Source organism: Roseobacter sp. HKCCD7870, assembly GCF_037830315.1.
Taxonomy (GTDB): Bacteria; Pseudomonadota; Alphaproteobacteria; order Rhodobacterales; family Rhodobacteraceae; genus M30B80.
In genome coordinates, this window is record NZ_JBBLYO010000002.1 from 302,654 (window position 1) to 315,975 (window position 13,322).

General features: G+C 52.8%; 16 protein-coding genes. 5 read left to right on the top strand and 11 right to left on the bottom strand.

Annotated elements, in window-relative coordinates:
• The first annotated feature begins 80 nt into the window (after window positions 1-80).
• The gene (gene rarD, locus AAC637_RS09900; RefSeq protein WP_340303671.1) at window positions 81-995 is read left to right on the top strand and encodes an EamA family transporter RarD; all 915 of its coding nucleotides are present in this window, start codon (window positions 81-83) and stop codon (window positions 993-995) included.
• 104 nt (window positions 996-1,099) lie between these two features.
• Here the strand turns inward: rarD and dddP are convergent, their stop codons facing one another.
• From dddP to AAC637_RS09915, 3 genes are all read right to left on the bottom strand, one after another.
• Window positions 1,100-2,440 (bottom strand): dimethylsulfonioproprionate lyase DddP, encoded by a 1,341-nt coding sequence (gene dddP / locus AAC637_RS09905; protein WP_340303419.1) that lies wholly within the window; start codon window positions 2,438-2,440, stop codon window positions 1,100-1,102.
• Between the two features lie 265 nt (window positions 2,441-2,705).
• On the bottom strand, window positions 2,706-3,722 hold the full coding sequence (locus AAC637_RS09910) for a rod shape-determining protein (RefSeq protein WP_340303420.1): 1,017 nt from the start codon (window positions 3,720-3,722) through the stop codon (window positions 2,706-2,708).
• 333 nt (window positions 3,723-4,055) lie between these two features.
• Window positions 4,056-4,790 (bottom strand): tyrosine-type recombinase/integrase, encoded by a 735-nt coding sequence (locus AAC637_RS09915; protein WP_340303421.1) that lies wholly within the window; start codon window positions 4,788-4,790, stop codon window positions 4,056-4,058.
• Window positions 4,791-5,288: 498 nt separating this feature from the next.
• Here AAC637_RS09915 and AAC637_RS09920 point away from each other — a divergent pair, with 498 nt between their 5' ends.
• The gene (locus tag AAC637_RS09920) at window positions 5,289-5,615 is read left to right on the top strand and encodes a hypothetical protein (RefSeq protein WP_340303422.1); all 327 of its coding nucleotides are present in this window, start codon (window positions 5,289-5,291) and stop codon (window positions 5,613-5,615) included.
• Window positions 5,616-5,625: 10 nt separating this feature from the next.
• The gene (locus tag AAC637_RS09925) at window positions 5,626-7,077 is read left to right on the top strand and encodes a hypothetical protein (RefSeq protein WP_340303423.1); all 1,452 of its coding nucleotides are present in this window, start codon (window positions 5,626-5,628) and stop codon (window positions 7,075-7,077) included.
• A 212-nt stretch (window positions 7,078-7,289) separates the two neighbouring features.
• On the opposite strand, the gene AAC637_RS09930 is transcribed toward AAC637_RS09925, so the two are convergent.
• The 3 genes from AAC637_RS09930 to AAC637_RS09940 all read right to left on the bottom strand — a co-directional run bounded on the left by AAC637_RS09930 (window position 7,290) and on the right by AAC637_RS09940 (window position 8,698).
• Window positions 7,290-7,544 carry a DUF3303 domain-containing protein gene (locus AAC637_RS09930; RefSeq protein WP_340303424.1) on the bottom strand — a complete coding sequence of 85 codons (255 nt, stop codon included), beginning with the start codon at window positions 7,542-7,544 and terminating at the stop codon, window positions 7,290-7,292.
• 60 nt (window positions 7,545-7,604) lie between these two features.
• Window positions 7,605-7,898 (bottom strand): hypothetical protein, encoded by a 294-nt coding sequence (locus AAC637_RS09935; protein WP_340303425.1) that lies wholly within the window; start codon window positions 7,896-7,898, stop codon window positions 7,605-7,607.
• A gap of 170 nt (window positions 7,899-8,068) precedes the next feature.
• Complete coding sequence (locus AAC637_RS09940) at window positions 8,069-8,698, bottom strand: DUF6854 domain-containing protein (RefSeq protein WP_340303426.1); 630 nt, start codon at window positions 8,696-8,698, stop codon at window positions 8,069-8,071.
• Window positions 8,699-8,809: 111 nt separating this feature from the next.
• Here AAC637_RS09940 and AAC637_RS09945 point away from each other — a divergent pair, with 111 nt between their 5' ends.
• Complete coding sequence (locus tag AAC637_RS09945) at window positions 8,810-9,298, top strand: winged helix-turn-helix transcriptional regulator (RefSeq protein WP_340303427.1); 489 nt, start codon at window positions 8,810-8,812, stop codon at window positions 9,296-9,298.
• 230 nt (window positions 9,299-9,528) lie between these two features.
• On the opposite strand, the gene AAC637_RS09950 is transcribed toward AAC637_RS09945, so the two are convergent.
• The 4 genes from AAC637_RS09950 to AAC637_RS09965 form a co-directional block, all read right to left on the bottom strand.
• Window positions 9,529-9,855: a nuclear transport factor 2 family protein gene (locus AAC637_RS09950; RefSeq protein WP_340303428.1), complete on the bottom strand. Its 327-nt coding sequence runs from the start codon at window positions 9,853-9,855 to the stop codon at window positions 9,529-9,531.
• 90 nt (window positions 9,856-9,945) lie between these two features.
• The gene (locus AAC637_RS09955) at window positions 9,946-10,230 is read right to left on the bottom strand and encodes a DUF3764 family protein (RefSeq protein ID WP_340303429.1); all 285 of its coding nucleotides are present in this window, start codon (window positions 10,228-10,230) and stop codon (window positions 9,946-9,948) included.
• A 74-nt stretch (window positions 10,231-10,304) separates the two neighbouring features.
• Window positions 10,305-10,778 (bottom strand): hypothetical protein, encoded by a 474-nt coding sequence (locus AAC637_RS09960; RefSeq protein WP_340303430.1) that lies wholly within the window; start codon window positions 10,776-10,778, stop codon window positions 10,305-10,307.
• A 55-nt stretch (window positions 10,779-10,833) separates the two neighbouring features.
• Window positions 10,834-11,208, bottom strand: a complete 375-nt coding sequence (locus AAC637_RS09965; RefSeq protein WP_340303431.1) for a hypothetical protein — start codon at window positions 11,206-11,208, stop codon at window positions 10,834-10,836.
• A 435-nt stretch (window positions 11,209-11,643) separates the two neighbouring features.
• Here AAC637_RS09965 and AAC637_RS09970 point away from each other — a divergent pair, with 435 nt between their 5' ends.
• On the top strand, window positions 11,644-12,012 hold the full coding sequence (locus AAC637_RS09970) for a cupin domain-containing protein (protein ID WP_340303432.1): 369 nt from the start codon (window positions 11,644-11,646) through the stop codon (window positions 12,010-12,012).
• Window positions 12,013-12,029: 17 nt separating this feature from the next.
• Here AAC637_RS09970 and AAC637_RS09975 read toward each other — a convergent pair whose 3' ends face one another.
• Complete coding sequence (locus AAC637_RS09975; RefSeq protein ID WP_340303433.1) at window positions 12,030-13,286, bottom strand: aminotransferase class V-fold PLP-dependent enzyme; 1,257 nt, start codon at window positions 13,284-13,286, stop codon at window positions 12,030-12,032.
• Between the last annotated feature and the right edge of the window lie 36 nt (window positions 13,287-13,322).

The window sequence follows — 13,322 nt, forward strand, 5'->3', positions numbered from 1 at the left end:
TCAAAGTTTCTTGGCTCGCGCTTGAGGTTTAAGTGCGCTACCAGTTTTAGCCAGATGGTTATATTTTGCGAAAGTAGTCCCTGGTGGCAAACGAAAACATAGATACCCGTTCGGGCCTCGCATTAGCTGTATCAGCTTACCTGCTTTGGGGAATACTTCCTATTTACATGAAGCTACTTGCCCATGTGCCACCGGCTGAGGTTGTCGCTCATAGGGTGGTTTGGTCTGTTCCAATAGCTGCCGCAGTTTTGATATCGCTGGGTAGAGTGTCTGACCTTGTGCAGGCCCTAAAGTCGCCGAAGATGTTGTCTATGGGCCTTTTGACCGCGGCACTCATCTCTTTCAATTGGACAGTTTATGTTTGGGCGATAGCTAACGACCACGCGCTAGATGCCGCGCTAGGCTACTATATTAATCCCCTCTTTAGCGTTGCACTTGGGGCTATTTTTTTGAAAGAGCGCCCTAACTTAATTCAGCTTGTGGCAATCAGTTTTGCAGTAATAGCGGTGGTAATACTGACAGTTTCAGCGGGTAACCTGCCTGTGGTGACAGTGGCTCTTTTTGTGAGCTGGGGTGTATACGCACTGGCCAAAAAACGTTTGCCCATTGGCCCCAATCAAGGCTTCCTTTTAGAGGTCTTAGTTTTGCTGCCATTTGCGTTGGGTTACATATTTTATTTAATTCTAACTGGAGCGGATAGCTTTCTCGCAGAGGATCCCGTGACAACGCTGTTGCTTCTGGGGTGTGGTGCGGTGACTGCTGTCCCTTTGTTGTTGTACTCCAATGGCGCTAAGCGGCTGCGTCTTACAACTATTGCTATTTTACAATACATTGCTCCGACCATGATATTCTTATGTGCGGTGTTCATTTTTAAGGAACCGTTTACTGGGCCTAAAGTAATTGCTTTTCCACTTATTTGGATCGCACTTGTCGTGTACACAGCGTCATTGATTAGTAGCCTTGGAAGCACAAAGTCGGGCTCAAAAATTCACTAAAGCGAAAATATTTTTAAAGGTTAAGTACAACGCTAAACCGCGCAGGCTGGTTTTTTGCAGTGTATTGGAAAAATTGAGATAACTAGTTGTGCGCCGCTAGAACACTATGAACCCAATAAAGCTGGGTCAAATGGATAGGTTGAGAGATTTTCGTATCCATCGTCAGTGATGATGACCTGATCTTCCAATTTGATCGAGAAATCCTGGCCCACTTCACTCACCAATACCTCGACGCAGAGCGTCATCCCCGGCTGCAGAGTGTCGTCGAATGCCCCCGGGACCTCCTGGTCGGGATAAGCCACTAGCGGCCACTCGTCGCAAAGTCCGACGCCGTGCATAAAGCACCCATACTTTTGGGCTTGGTATTTGTCTTCCAGTCGGTGCGACTTCGCCACGAGCTCTGGGATGCTGATGCCGGGCCTCAGTAAGCTCATGTTCGTCATCATATGCTCGTGAGCGTGCCGCATTGCCTCCACCATATCGGGGCGAGGGCGCTGATCGCCCACCCACCAAGTCCGGCTCATGTCAGTGCATATGCCATAGCTTCCGATTAGGTCGGTGTCGAAGGCTATGATTTCATTGTTCTGCACAATCCGTCCGCCGCACTCTTGAAACCATGGATTGGTGCGCGGCCCCGAGGTGAGGAGGCGTGTCTCGATCCACTCACCCCCTCGGCGAATGTTTTCCGCGTGCAGCACCGCCCATATGTCGTCTTCTGAAACTCCGCCGCGCGGCACCTCAGCGCGGGCAAAGTCCTCCATCTTCTGCATGGCGGTCTCGCAGGCGTGGACCGCGCAGCGCATGGCCCTTATCTCGTCGGGCCCCTTAATTGAGCGGGCCTTCTCGGTCAGCTCCTCGCCCTCCATGATTTCTAAGCCCTGCGCCTCGAGCGCGCGGAGCCCGTGGATCATGATTTTGTCAACGGCGAGGCGGTGATTTTGGCCTGCGTGCTCCTCAACGAGGATCCTCACTTCATTGGAGAATTGATCCGCGGCCACGTCAATTTTGTCGCCGCGGTCGAAATAGAAGAGATCAGCCCCGGACCGGACGTCGCGCACTAGGGGATTGAACTGTGACAGGAATGGCGCGTTCTTATAGTCCCACATGACCATATACCCGTCCGCACAGAGCAGGACTGCGCGGAATGGGTTGTGGGTGTTCCACAGCTGCATGTTGGTGCTGTCAGTTGCATAGCGAATATTGAGGGGGTCAAAGAGCAAGAGGCCGGCGTAGCCGCGCGCTTGAATTGCCTGCGTCAGGCGAGCCCAACGCAACCGTCGCATCTCCTGCAAATCAGGCAGGACCAGACCCGCATTGGCCCACTCTGCATAGGCAAGCTGGGTCGGGCCAATTTCAATTCGATCTTGGTCATTGGGGGTATTGTCGCCGGTGACGGCGCCGCGACTGGGGTCAATCTTGCGACTGTCTCGAAAGTGATTGTTCATGGCACTCCTCCCACAACCAGCGTGGTGAGGGTTCGTCAATTGAACGCGCCGATTTGCGACGGCGGCACCGGCATAAATGCCGCTTTTGTTGTCTGAGTGCGCGCTACGCAGTGTGGCTGGGCACTAGCCATCGCCTGATCGAACGCTTCTCATGTGACGGGCTTCGGCAGTGCTATTAACGCCCTTTATAGGAGCTCCAGAGCGTCATCATGCGCTCAATGTTTCGCGCCCCCCAGCTCAAAAGGCAGCCGTGACCACCAATTTCTTAGGGATCTCGCTGAATTGCGTGCTCAATGCGCTTGCCCAAGTTCATCGCAATTTGCGTCCCAAATGCCACGCAATACTTATGATTGTCGGCCACGACTGCCGGGAGGTTTGTCGTATCGCTCAATGCCTTGTCGATACCCGTGAGGCCCGCTCCGCCGCCGGTGAGAACGAGCCCATGTTCCTGAATATCCCCCGCCAGGTCGGGCGGCGTCTGCTCCAGGAGTAGCATCACGGCCTCGCAGATATTGTTTACCAATGGCCGCAGTGCCTCAGCTATGTCTGCCTGAGTGACCTCGATTTCTTCCGGGAGGCCGCTGACGCTATGGCGACCGCGCACTTTTGTCTTCCTCCCGACGCCGTCACTGGGGGGGGTGGCGGTCCCGATCTCGAACTTCAGCATTTCACACGTGGCAAGACCGACGTTGAGGTTGTATTTCTTTTTCAGGAATGCCGCTATCGCTGCGTCGAAGTGATCGCCGCCAACTCGGATGGATTGCGCCACGACAATGCCCCCGAGAGACAGAACCGCGACTTCGGTCGTGCCGCCGCCAATGTCCACAATCATGGAGCCCGTGGGCTCCAAGACTGGCATTCCGGCGCCCAGTGCGGCCGCCATCGGCTCCTCGACAAGGCCAACACGGCGACCACCGGCCGCCTCAATGGATGCCTTGATCGCGCGCTTCTCCACCGGGGTGGCGCCATATGGCACGCACACGAATACGATCGGCTTCCTGAAGGCAAAATTATTCAGGACCTTTTTGAAGAAGGCAGAAATCATGTCCTGGGCCGCGTCAAAATCCGCAATCACGCCATCGGACAGGGGGCGGATGGCCAATATACTCTCCGGCGTCTTTCCCAGCATGAGTTTGGCGTCATCCCCAACCGCCAGGAGCCGCTTCTGACCATTTTTCATCTGGTAGGCGATAACCGAGGGCTCATCTAAGACGACGCCATTCTTGTTGTCGACGATGACAATATTGGCCGTACCTAAGTCAATGCTGATTTCATAAGCCAATAATTTGACCTCACGATTAAGTTCCTGGCCTTTTGATGACGCATGTTAGTGGCCGACTGCGTTGCCCTTGGAATTCCAACGCGCTCCGGTCTTCATTTTTTCATTCAACCAAATTCACAAAAATATCAAATGTGATCAATGCTTTTTTCTGAGCTGCAAATTCTTCTACACACTTTCCCAAACGTTGTGCTCTGCCTTCTCAAGGTATCGAGCTAAAACTGCATAGGTCCGCCAGCCGCCCGCACGCATTATGGCGACGCTGTCGTGTCCCCTCCGGAGTAATTCCTGCGCGGCGCCGACCCGGAGTGAGTGCGAGCTGAAATCACCCACGACTCAGGGGTCGTACCCAGCCGCACGCGCGCTCGACTTGATAATGTTTTTTACCATGGAACCAGAGAGTGACCGATTGATCGCCACGCCGCGATAGATTGCGCAGAAGAGGGGCCCTATCTCGCTGCCGCGCCACTTCAGCCAGTCGCCCAAGAGACTGGCAGAGCGCGGCGACGTGAAAGCAATTCGGCCGCAACCGGATTGATCTGTTTTGGACCGGCGCAGGATTACCTCCAGCGTGCCGTCGCGGCGCCAACTCACATCCTCGCTGCGGAGCGCGGTGATCTCTGATCGGCGCGCCAACAAGTCATAGCCCAGCGAGAGCAGGGCCCTATTGCGGAGCCCCCAAGGCGTGCCCGGCTGCACGTCGAGGAGTTCGTGTAATGCGGCGAGGCTGAGCCCCCGAGCCTGCTTGGGCCGCGCCCGAGCGATCCGGCGCAGGCACAATTCCACTTCTGGATTATCGGTGGGGTCAGACACGCCCGCCAGAGTGAAGACGCGGCGGGCGCTGTAGACGCGCCTCAGGACAGTGCCATGGCACATGCCACGTTTGGCCTCATGCTCTAAGAAGTCACAGACATCCTCTGGCGATAAGGCATTCCAATTGAGGTCGTGCCTCACGCACCAGTCGACTAACGTGCGCATGTCGGTATAGTATGACTTGATATTAGCGGGCGCGTATGCGCCTTTGAGGCGTTCAATTTGGGCCGTCCAAATATGCGAGTCGGATTGTTGCATACTACAAATATGGTCTATTTTGGATCTTAATTGAAGGCTAAAATGATTACAGGCGACCAATTAAAAGCGGCGAGATCTGTCTCTGGATTTTCAGTGCAGCAACTTTCCGATGTTACTGGGCTCGCCACAATGACGATAAAACGTTACGAGTCGTCGAGAGGTGTCCCAAAATCACGCAAAGGCCACCTCGAGCTGCTTAAGACATTCTTTGAAGCCCGCGGCATTGAGTTCGTGGGCGCGCCCGGCGACGGGCCGGGCATCCGGATCTGGGGTCGGGCTGGCGGCTAGCGTGGCCGCGTCACAGCCTCTGGCAGTTTCATATAAAGCGGAGCAAGAGGCCCCAATTTGTGAACTTCCCGCTCACTATTACCGCATGTCCAGGGCCTGCGGCGGCTCTGGACCAGATCTGGCTCAACGTCACGATATCCCGCACAGCTTGCCCATCATGAGATAAACGCTAGCTAATACTACAACTAGTGTAGAAGAGGGGCGTGCCGGATGAACTTTAAGGCAATTAAAATTTCAGTGTGTGCCGCGTTAGCGTCTGTAGCTCCCAGTTTCGCGATCGCCCAGTCGGGCCTGGCGGACGCCTTCTGCCAGGCCTACATGCCCGTCGTGGAGCAGTCTCTTTACATGCGCGACCAGGGCATCCCCATTGGCGTGTCGAAGGACATGGCCGACTCCGCATTCGACACCAATCGCGAGCTGTGGCTGTGGCTAAATCAGGCCATCGAACTGGCATACCAGGACCCGGGTCTCGTCCGCGCGGCCATCAGCGACGGGCGCATGACGCAGAGCTGCGTCGCCTCCGTGCGCGGATATTGAGGGCCGGCAGATGAAGTTCTCATTCTCAGCCCTAATAGCTCTCGCCCTGGTCACATTCGCGGGTCCGGTGGCGGCCGCCTGCGGCGCGGGCGAGGTCTCCGTATTCTCCTGCTCGATCGCCTCGAACGGCAACCGCCTCGAAGTGTGCCGATCGGACACGTGGCTGGGATATAGCTACGGCCCTGCGAAGGGCAGCCCCGATCTCGAGCTGTCGGCAGACATCTACACTGACTTCCGCCCGTGGCTCGACGGCGACGCCGCGCGAGAGGACATATTCCGCTTTCGCAATGGCGACTACCGCTACGATGTCATCAGCGGCCTGACGGCCTCGGGCAATGACGACGTGGCCTACGGCCGCGTGGACGTCTACCAGAACCAGGACCGGATCGCGTCTCTCGAGTGCAACCCGTCCTCTCTGATGACCCAGTCATCGGCCCTCTACGAGGAGCTGGACGGGTTGGCGCTCTGCTGGAATGACGGCCTCGACCGCTGGGCCGAGTGCCCCGAGGCGGAGCCCGAGCCCGAAGTGGGCTCGGTGCCCGGAAAGCCACCCCTGCCAAGCACAGGCAATAATCCGGCGCCGGGCAAAGTCCCGCAGCCACAGGCGCCTCCAAACCAGCCCGCCCCGCCAGTGGACGCTGGCAGCGACACGCTGAACACGGTGACCGAGACCCAATGGACGCTCTACGGCACGCCATCCTGCGGGATTGGCGGAGAGGTGACGGACTACCAGCGCTTCCTGCCGACGGAGTACTACAACGTCATCACGGGCACTGAGTACCACGCCGACGACATGCGCGTGGAGTACTTCCGCGTGGACGAGGCCCGCCGCCGTTTTGAGGCCAGCTACTCAACCTGGGTGGCCATGGCCCCGGCCCACCCCTGGACGATTATAGAATACGTGGGCGTGCTGCAGGCAGACGGCTCCATGGAACTCTCAACAGTGATACAGCAGGTCGACTTCGACACCGTGAACGACCTCGTCCCGCGCTACGACACGACGCGCGAGGAGGAGACGCTGTGGCCGTGCGACAACCTCCCCGAGGCGTCGGCTGGATCCGATGGCGCGACGCGCGTGCTCGTACAAGTACCCGACGGCCTAGACCCTGAGGCATATGATAGCTGCGACGCGGTATTCAGTGCGGCGTTCGACGGTCTGGACGTGCCAATCATGACGGTATTCGAGCAGGTGGATGGGACTTGGCAGGCCGAGAACTTCCACACGGCCCATTGCGAGGAAAACAGCCCAAACATGTGCCCCCTCATCGGGGGTGAGTGGACCCAGAACCCCCGCGAAGTCTCGTCGAACCCGATCGTTCTGGAGATCACCAACGACGGCTGCATAAGCAGCTATGAGTTCATTCTCGAGGGGCGCTCGGGCGTCGCAAACGGCTCGAGCCGCGGCGACTGCGCGTTTGGGGGTGAGCCCTTCACCTACGCAGTGATCGACTGCGCGCAGTAAACACCCGCGCCCACCCAATGCGTGAGGGGAGGGCGCGAGACACCACTCAGGGCGTTGACGCGCCCGGAACGCGGTTCAGAGAACAAAATATAAGCCACTGAAATTATTTACTGAAACGCGTTCCACACGCGCGGCTGCGTGCTCAAAAATTTTTGGGATTTCTAAATTCCCGATAAGGTCACTTCCAGTTTGCGTTAACGTGGTGTGCTTTCTCATCTTTGGATAACTGGTGTAACCTCGAAATGGCCCATCTCAAGAATTGGATCGAATGCGGCATCAAGCTGTTCGAAAGTCTCGGCCTCTAGGATCATGTAGCTGGTGTGTTCTAGGCGATTTGAATAGTGGCCATGGACTTTGATCCCATGATCGCCCACGTTTGCTAATGTATCTCGAAACAGTGGGAATTTTTCAGGGTGATGAGCCTGACACGTGGAATAGTCATGCGTCAGCTTTACGACAAATAGCATTGGGTTCTCTCTTTTAGATTGATCTGGATAAAAGAATGAAGGCTAGTTGGGTAGGCGTGGTTAACTCCCTGTATGGATTTTGCTGTCGAAAACTAGTTTAGGTATTGGCGAAGGAGATGCGTGTACGTCTATTCCGTGCACGTCTTTGGCAAATTGAGCAAATTCGGCGGGCATTGATCCCATGATTTTAGCCCAGCCGGCGGCTGGATCTTCGCCTTCTAAGGTTATGATCAAAAAATCACCGGCAGGGGTCTCCTGGACAAATGTGCGTTCGTGGACCCCGGCGGAGTCTCTGCTCTGAGCGAATTCAGGAGTTGATTTCACATGATCCATCATTGCGTTCCATTGCTCCATTTTACCGGGTAATATGGGCATGCAGATTGCGAGTATTGGCATTCTAGTTCTCTCCTGTTTTCATTGTCGAAACCTATTTGATCGTCATTCCACCTATTTTTGGTACCTCTAACGGTTTCATCGCTCATTCGGTTGACGACCATTACGGCTTTCGTTGACTGGCAAGGCGCTTAGAGGATGCCCGCAATTTTTGTGATTGATCGCATGTCGATTTCGACACCATTTACTAACTGTGCATAATCAGCGTTGCCCGCTAGTGCATCATACGTTCGCTCAATGGCAGACATGTCAGGATATGTTACGCCAAGCATATACTTTCCGAGATCGGAACCAGTAAGAACTTGGCCCATACGCATAGTTTGAGCCCCCGATGCTTTAAAAACGGAGGCTGTCTTATTCAACAAGCCTAACATTTCAGCCTCGTCCAAAGATGTGCGATGTGCGCGTGTTAGCATCAGGTATTTCGGCATAGGCTCTAGCTTTGGTTCAAACTCAATCGGCTTGCCTCGAAACAAGTTTCTGGAGAATGGAGTTACTGCATGGCTGTCAATCATCCGTGAGTACGCAGACGATTTTGGGATCATGTTCATAACACTCTCAAACCCAGTGAGGTCGTCAAAGAACTGGACGAATATCAATGCTCCAGGGTGACGACCTGAAATTACGCTGCCGTATGTGACACGCACTGCACCACTCTCTCGACACTCTTGAGCGAAATGTGCCATTTCCTCGAGCGCACCCTGCCTACTCCCAGTGGGGCAATTGGCAGCTGTGATGGCAATAAAATTAGGTTTTGACATGATGATACCTCCAAGGCGTGAAGCGCTTCACTTTGGCGCGTGACAATCTGAGGTTGACTGCAATCTTAGATGCAATCTAGTCTATTAGTTAAAGTGGTTTGGAGGTTCGAAATGTTGGATGCGGATATCGTTGAAAAAGAAATGTGTCCAATAGGACTCGCTAGTCACCTACTTGTTGATAAATGGGTTCCAATAATACTCAGGGATATTGCTCTGTTTGATCGACGTGGCTTCAACGAAATTTTAAAAAAAAATCGCGAGGGAATTTCGGCGGCATCTTTAGCGACACGACTTAAGTACATGGTGCAATTAGAGTTGCTGCATGTAGAAAAATCAAATGAGCATTCACAGAAGAAACTCTACTTTCTTTCTGAAGCAGGGATAGCTTTCGTACCCATTTTATTCCAACTAGCCGGCTGGACAGCCAAGTTTCGTAATCCTGCGCCAGAGATTGTACAGCTGACACACCCATTTCATACCGACCAAAAAGATTTGCAGGAAAAAATGATGAAACAATTGCGCAAAATTCATATTCATAAGAAAGTTGATCCTGACCCAATGTGGTGGTTGGCAGATGAGTTGGAGCAATTAGCGATTTAAGTTTTTGTCAAAATGTGTCCCGTAGTTAACGTCTTGGAGTTGCGTTTGGCTTAATCTCACCGCCATAAGGTCTTTGCTTTGCGCATGGTGTGATCAGAACTGGCGTCTGATTATTGCCTCTTGGCTGGTAACATTGCGCAGAGGCATTAGCGCGAAAGCGACGGCATACAAAAGCCTAGACGACCTTTGTTGGGTTTCGCCGTCCTCCAACTATCGATAGCAACTCGTAATTATGAAAGAGGTGTTGCCCCCGTTTCCATGCGGATAATCTGCCCGTCTTTGAGCATGCAAACCACCATAACCGCTTCTCTTGTGTCGTCGGGGTACGAATTGAATTCATGAGAAACCAAAATTTCATCATTCTCATAAACACAGCGCGAAGATTCATTTATGAATTTTGGATTCTCCATCATGCCTGCGGCCATGGCCAACCAATCATTTTTGGTGAATTGATTGCCAGACTTGTGAAAGATGATTTTAGCGTCGTCGTGAAGAAGCTGACCATAAGCATCCACATCCCGTTCAGCCATAGCCTTAGCTAATTTTTCGTACAGCATATTTATGTTCCTTGGTCTTTAGTTGATTGAGTTATTTGTAGTGAACTCAGGCGAATAACTGCCCCTATGTTCACCTCAATTAGCTGTCGGTCACCTAGTGAAAGACTCTCCACTCATTGGTGTTACCACTGTTGTTTCCAAGATTGCTCCTGCTGCGGCTCTTTTGGCTTTGAGTTCTTCGTGGCCGGCAAAAGCTTTCATGGCTTCGGGAGATTCAAAATCGATAATGACTGTTAACTTATTGTCGTTATCTTTATCTGTGCCTGCAAAAACAAGCCTCCCTCCAAGTGCATTCAGAGTGGCCTCATTCTCGTGAAACATATCTTTCCAAGGTTTAAAGCCACGAGCCAAATCCTGAGTAAGTTTTACTATCATCACAAACTCCTTTCTGAGTGCACACACCATGGCATTCCCTGACATGGCATTAGCTTTCAGGCGAAAGATAGATTTCAGTTGGCAGGCACTACGTGATACATCTGCTGCCCTGTGCTCAGCATACCTGTGACGGTGGCAGTAAATTCTTGGCCAACCAAGGGTTCATATTTCCCGCTTCCGGCAGTCAGCGACCCAATATATTCCATTTGTGGTGTGATCTCACCGAAATATATGGCCAAATCACCATCGGGATCCATCATGCTACAAACACCCACTCCACCGGTTGGCTGTCCGTCAGTTGTGAGTGCGACAGACTGAGTACACTTCGCAGTTACAAGCGATGGAAATCCCTCAGGTGCAGCAGACCAATCCCATAGATCAGTGGATGACGCCAACATAATAGAACCCGTAGTACCTTCAATCATTTCCATCGTTGATGGTGCATTTGCAAGGCCGACCATGTTCCACAATCCGATAGGTCCATCTGCAAACATCGGGCTTGTGCTGCCGACCAATATAATTGCAGCCAATTTTGGTAATTTGTGCACGTTTTTTGCTCCTAGATTGTAAAATTAAAGATCAATTTTTGCCGATAATTCGGGTTTAGAGCGTTTCAATGACCTCTCCGTTGGCAATTAGAACATCTCCAAATTCAGTGAGTGTGCCCACAAAAGATTGGAAGTTTTTCCAGCTTTGTCCGGCAGCCAAGTGTTGATCTATTCCCTCGTCCATCACGTATACTTCGTTGATAGAATAAAGGACCCGATTAGTAGTCCCTTGACTGGGGTCAGCAATGCTTACAAGCTCATTTGCTCTCGACACGTAGTAGTGAACCAACTGTATTTTACTGCTGTCATAGCTATGTGTCTGTCGCATCCAGTCAGCATGATCAGATATTGCAGATTCAACTCGGGCTGCTGCGTCTAAAGGTACAGAAAGGGCGAAATTGAAAGTTCGTTGTTTCAGTTGGACGCTCATACTTTCTCCTTTGTTTTCTATGCGATCGACAGCCACTCTCCACTGAAGAAAACGCTACTTTCATCAGATCCAGCGGCTTAGTTGGAAGTAGCAGGGTCCTTTTACCCATGAATACCCATTCAGGGTTGCACCCTATCATCCAGCTATCTAGTCTAAAATTTAAAGTGGTTTTCTTAAAAGTAATTTGCAGCGCTGGATTTGGCGTAGGAAGAATAACTAGTCTCCGTCGCTTTGGCATCGCATTCATTTTTTGGTGAATGTCAAAAGCTCAAGCCTGACTTGAGCAGGCCCATAATACGAGGGCACTTACGCAGCGACCACCAAATAACTGGATACCATCACTAATCTAAAACTACTTTAAACTTAAAAGTAGATTTTCTGATGGTAAATGCAAAGCTTCTTTGAGTTTTTCAATTAAGTTCTCAGGAGAATAAAATGACGTCGATGTACGGTAAATCCTTCAACGAGCCAGATGAGGTTAAAGCACCTCCAAAAGCGCATGTATCTGTTATTAAGTTGGGTGATATGAATGCCTCAAAGCTGGTGTTGGAGCCAGGATGGAAGTGGTCAGAATGTATCCAGCCCACCGTTGGTGGTCATAGCTGCCAAGCTGGTCACGTTGGAGTGATTGTGCAGGGGCAGTTAATGTGTGTGCACGACGACGGTACTGAAGTGTTAGTCAAAGCAGGAGATGCATATTATTTCGCACCGGGACATGATGGATGGGTTGTGGGAAATGAGACTGCAATTTTGTACGAGATCGTTGGCGCAGGTAAGGACTTTGGTCCATGGAAGTCTGCTTAAACGTATCATAATCCTCGTCAAACCCTGTCTACAATTTCGCGCATTGCAGTGAGGAATTGTGCAACTTCGGTTTCGGTGTTGTAGTGGCACATTGAGACGCGCACGGCGGCGTCGAGGCCCAAGGGAGAAAGCACATTGCCTGAATAGTGATCCGCCTTGCGGGTGTGGGTGCGGATACCGCGTTCGCGCAGTTTGGTGACAACATCGGGCGCGGCTTGGCTTTTGACAGTGAGACAGACCAGACCCTCGCGGGCAGGGTTCTCTAGGCCACCGATGATTTCGACCTCCGCCATATCTTTTAGGCCTTTGATATTGCCAATGCCGTTGATCATGGCATCGGTGAGGCGTTTTTCATGGGCGTGGATCGCCTCGCCTGCCGCGACAATCCGCGCGCGTGGGTCGGTTTGCTCAGAGACTTCACCGCCCAGCCAAACGAAATAATCCACTACATCCGAAAAGGTCACATAGGCGCCCGTATCGCGGGTGCCGAATTCCCATGGGTTTCCGGGCGCATCAATCAGATGTTCGTGCTTGATCGCATGCAGCCTGTCGCTGACCCAAGCCACGCCATAGCCATGACGCGAGAAGACCTTATAGGGCGAGATGACATAGCCATCGACATCATAGCTCTCGATATCAAGCCTGCCATGCGCGGCGTGCTGGATGCCATCAACGATAATGATGCAATCAGGCGCGATTTTGCGGATTTCTGCGGCAATCGCGCCTACATCCACCCCCATGCCCGTGACGGGCGAGGTGTGCAGGATCGTGGCCACGTGGGTATCTTGGGTGATTTCGGGGCGATAGGCCTCGGGGCCGACTGTGCCCGTGGCGTCATCATGCGCGACAAGAATATGGGGTTTGCCCGCCACTTCGGCCCAATGGGCGGCGGCACTGCGCGAGGCGGGATGTTCCAATGTGCTGCCCAAAACGTGGCCTGCGCCGGTGCCCACAATCGCGGTTCGGATCAAGCGAAACAGCAATTCTGTGCCGCTTTCGCCGACGAAAAACTGCCCCTTCGGTGCGTTGAAAAACAACCGCATATCGGCCTTTGCTTTGTCAATCAGCGCCACAAGGGCGTGGGCGGCAGGGTTGTCACGGCCTTGATTGTCGGGGATGGCGGCGAATTTGGCCGAAGTCTCGACCACAGAATTCAGCGTCAATGCACCGCCTGCATTCTCGAAAAATACCCGAGGCCCTTCAAAGGGGCAGGTGTCCACATGGGCGAAGCGACCGCGAATTTCATCCAACAAACCCGATTTTTCACTCAGCATTTGACCATTTCTTTCTAGACAGTAAGGTTGCGCCTC

Bases quoted from the DNA above. Each gene is read 5' to 3' on its own strand.
- dddP (WP_340303419.1), bottom strand. From the start codon at position 2,440: ATGAACAATCACTTTCGAGACAGTCGCAAGATTGACCCCAGTCGCGGC.
- AAC637_RS09915 (WP_340303421.1), bottom strand. From the start codon at position 4,790: ATGCAACAATCCGACTCGCATATTTGGACGGCCCAAATTGAACGCCTC.
- AAC637_RS09920 (WP_340303422.1), top strand. From the start codon at position 5,289: ATGAACTTTAAGGCAATTAAAATTTCAGTGTGTGCCGCGTTAGCGTCT.
- AAC637_RS09925 (WP_340303423.1), top strand. From the start codon at position 5,626: ATGAAGTTCTCATTCTCAGCCCTAATAGCTCTCGCCCTGGTCACATTC.
- AAC637_RS09930 (WP_340303424.1), bottom strand. From the start codon at position 7,544: ATGCTATTTGTCGTAAAGCTGACGCATGACTATTCCACGTGTCAGGCT.
- AAC637_RS09935 (WP_340303425.1), bottom strand. From the start codon at position 7,898: ATGGAGCAATGGAACGCAATGATGGATCATGTGAAATCAACTCCTGAA.
- AAC637_RS09940 (WP_340303426.1), bottom strand. From the start codon at position 8,698: ATGTCAAAACCTAATTTTATTGCCATCACAGCTGCCAATTGCCCCACT.
- AAC637_RS09945 (WP_340303427.1), top strand. From the start codon at position 8,810: ATGTTGGATGCGGATATCGTTGAAAAAGAAATGTGTCCAATAGGACTC.
- AAC637_RS09950 (WP_340303428.1), bottom strand. From the start codon at position 9,855: ATGCTGTACGAAAAATTAGCTAAGGCTATGGCTGAACGGGATGTGGAT.
- AAC637_RS09955 (WP_340303429.1), bottom strand. From the start codon at position 10,230: ATGATAGTAAAACTTACTCAGGATTTGGCTCGTGGCTTTAAACCTTGG.
- AAC637_RS09965 (WP_340303431.1), bottom strand. From the start codon at position 11,208: ATGAGCGTCCAACTGAAACAACGAACTTTCAATTTCGCCCTTTCTGTA.
- AAC637_RS09970 (WP_340303432.1), top strand. From the start codon at position 11,644: ATGACGTCGATGTACGGTAAATCCTTCAACGAGCCAGATGAGGTTAAA.
- AAC637_RS09975 (WP_340303433.1), bottom strand. From the start codon at position 13,286: ATGCTGAGTGAAAAATCGGGTTTGTTGGATGAAATTCGCGGTCGCTTC.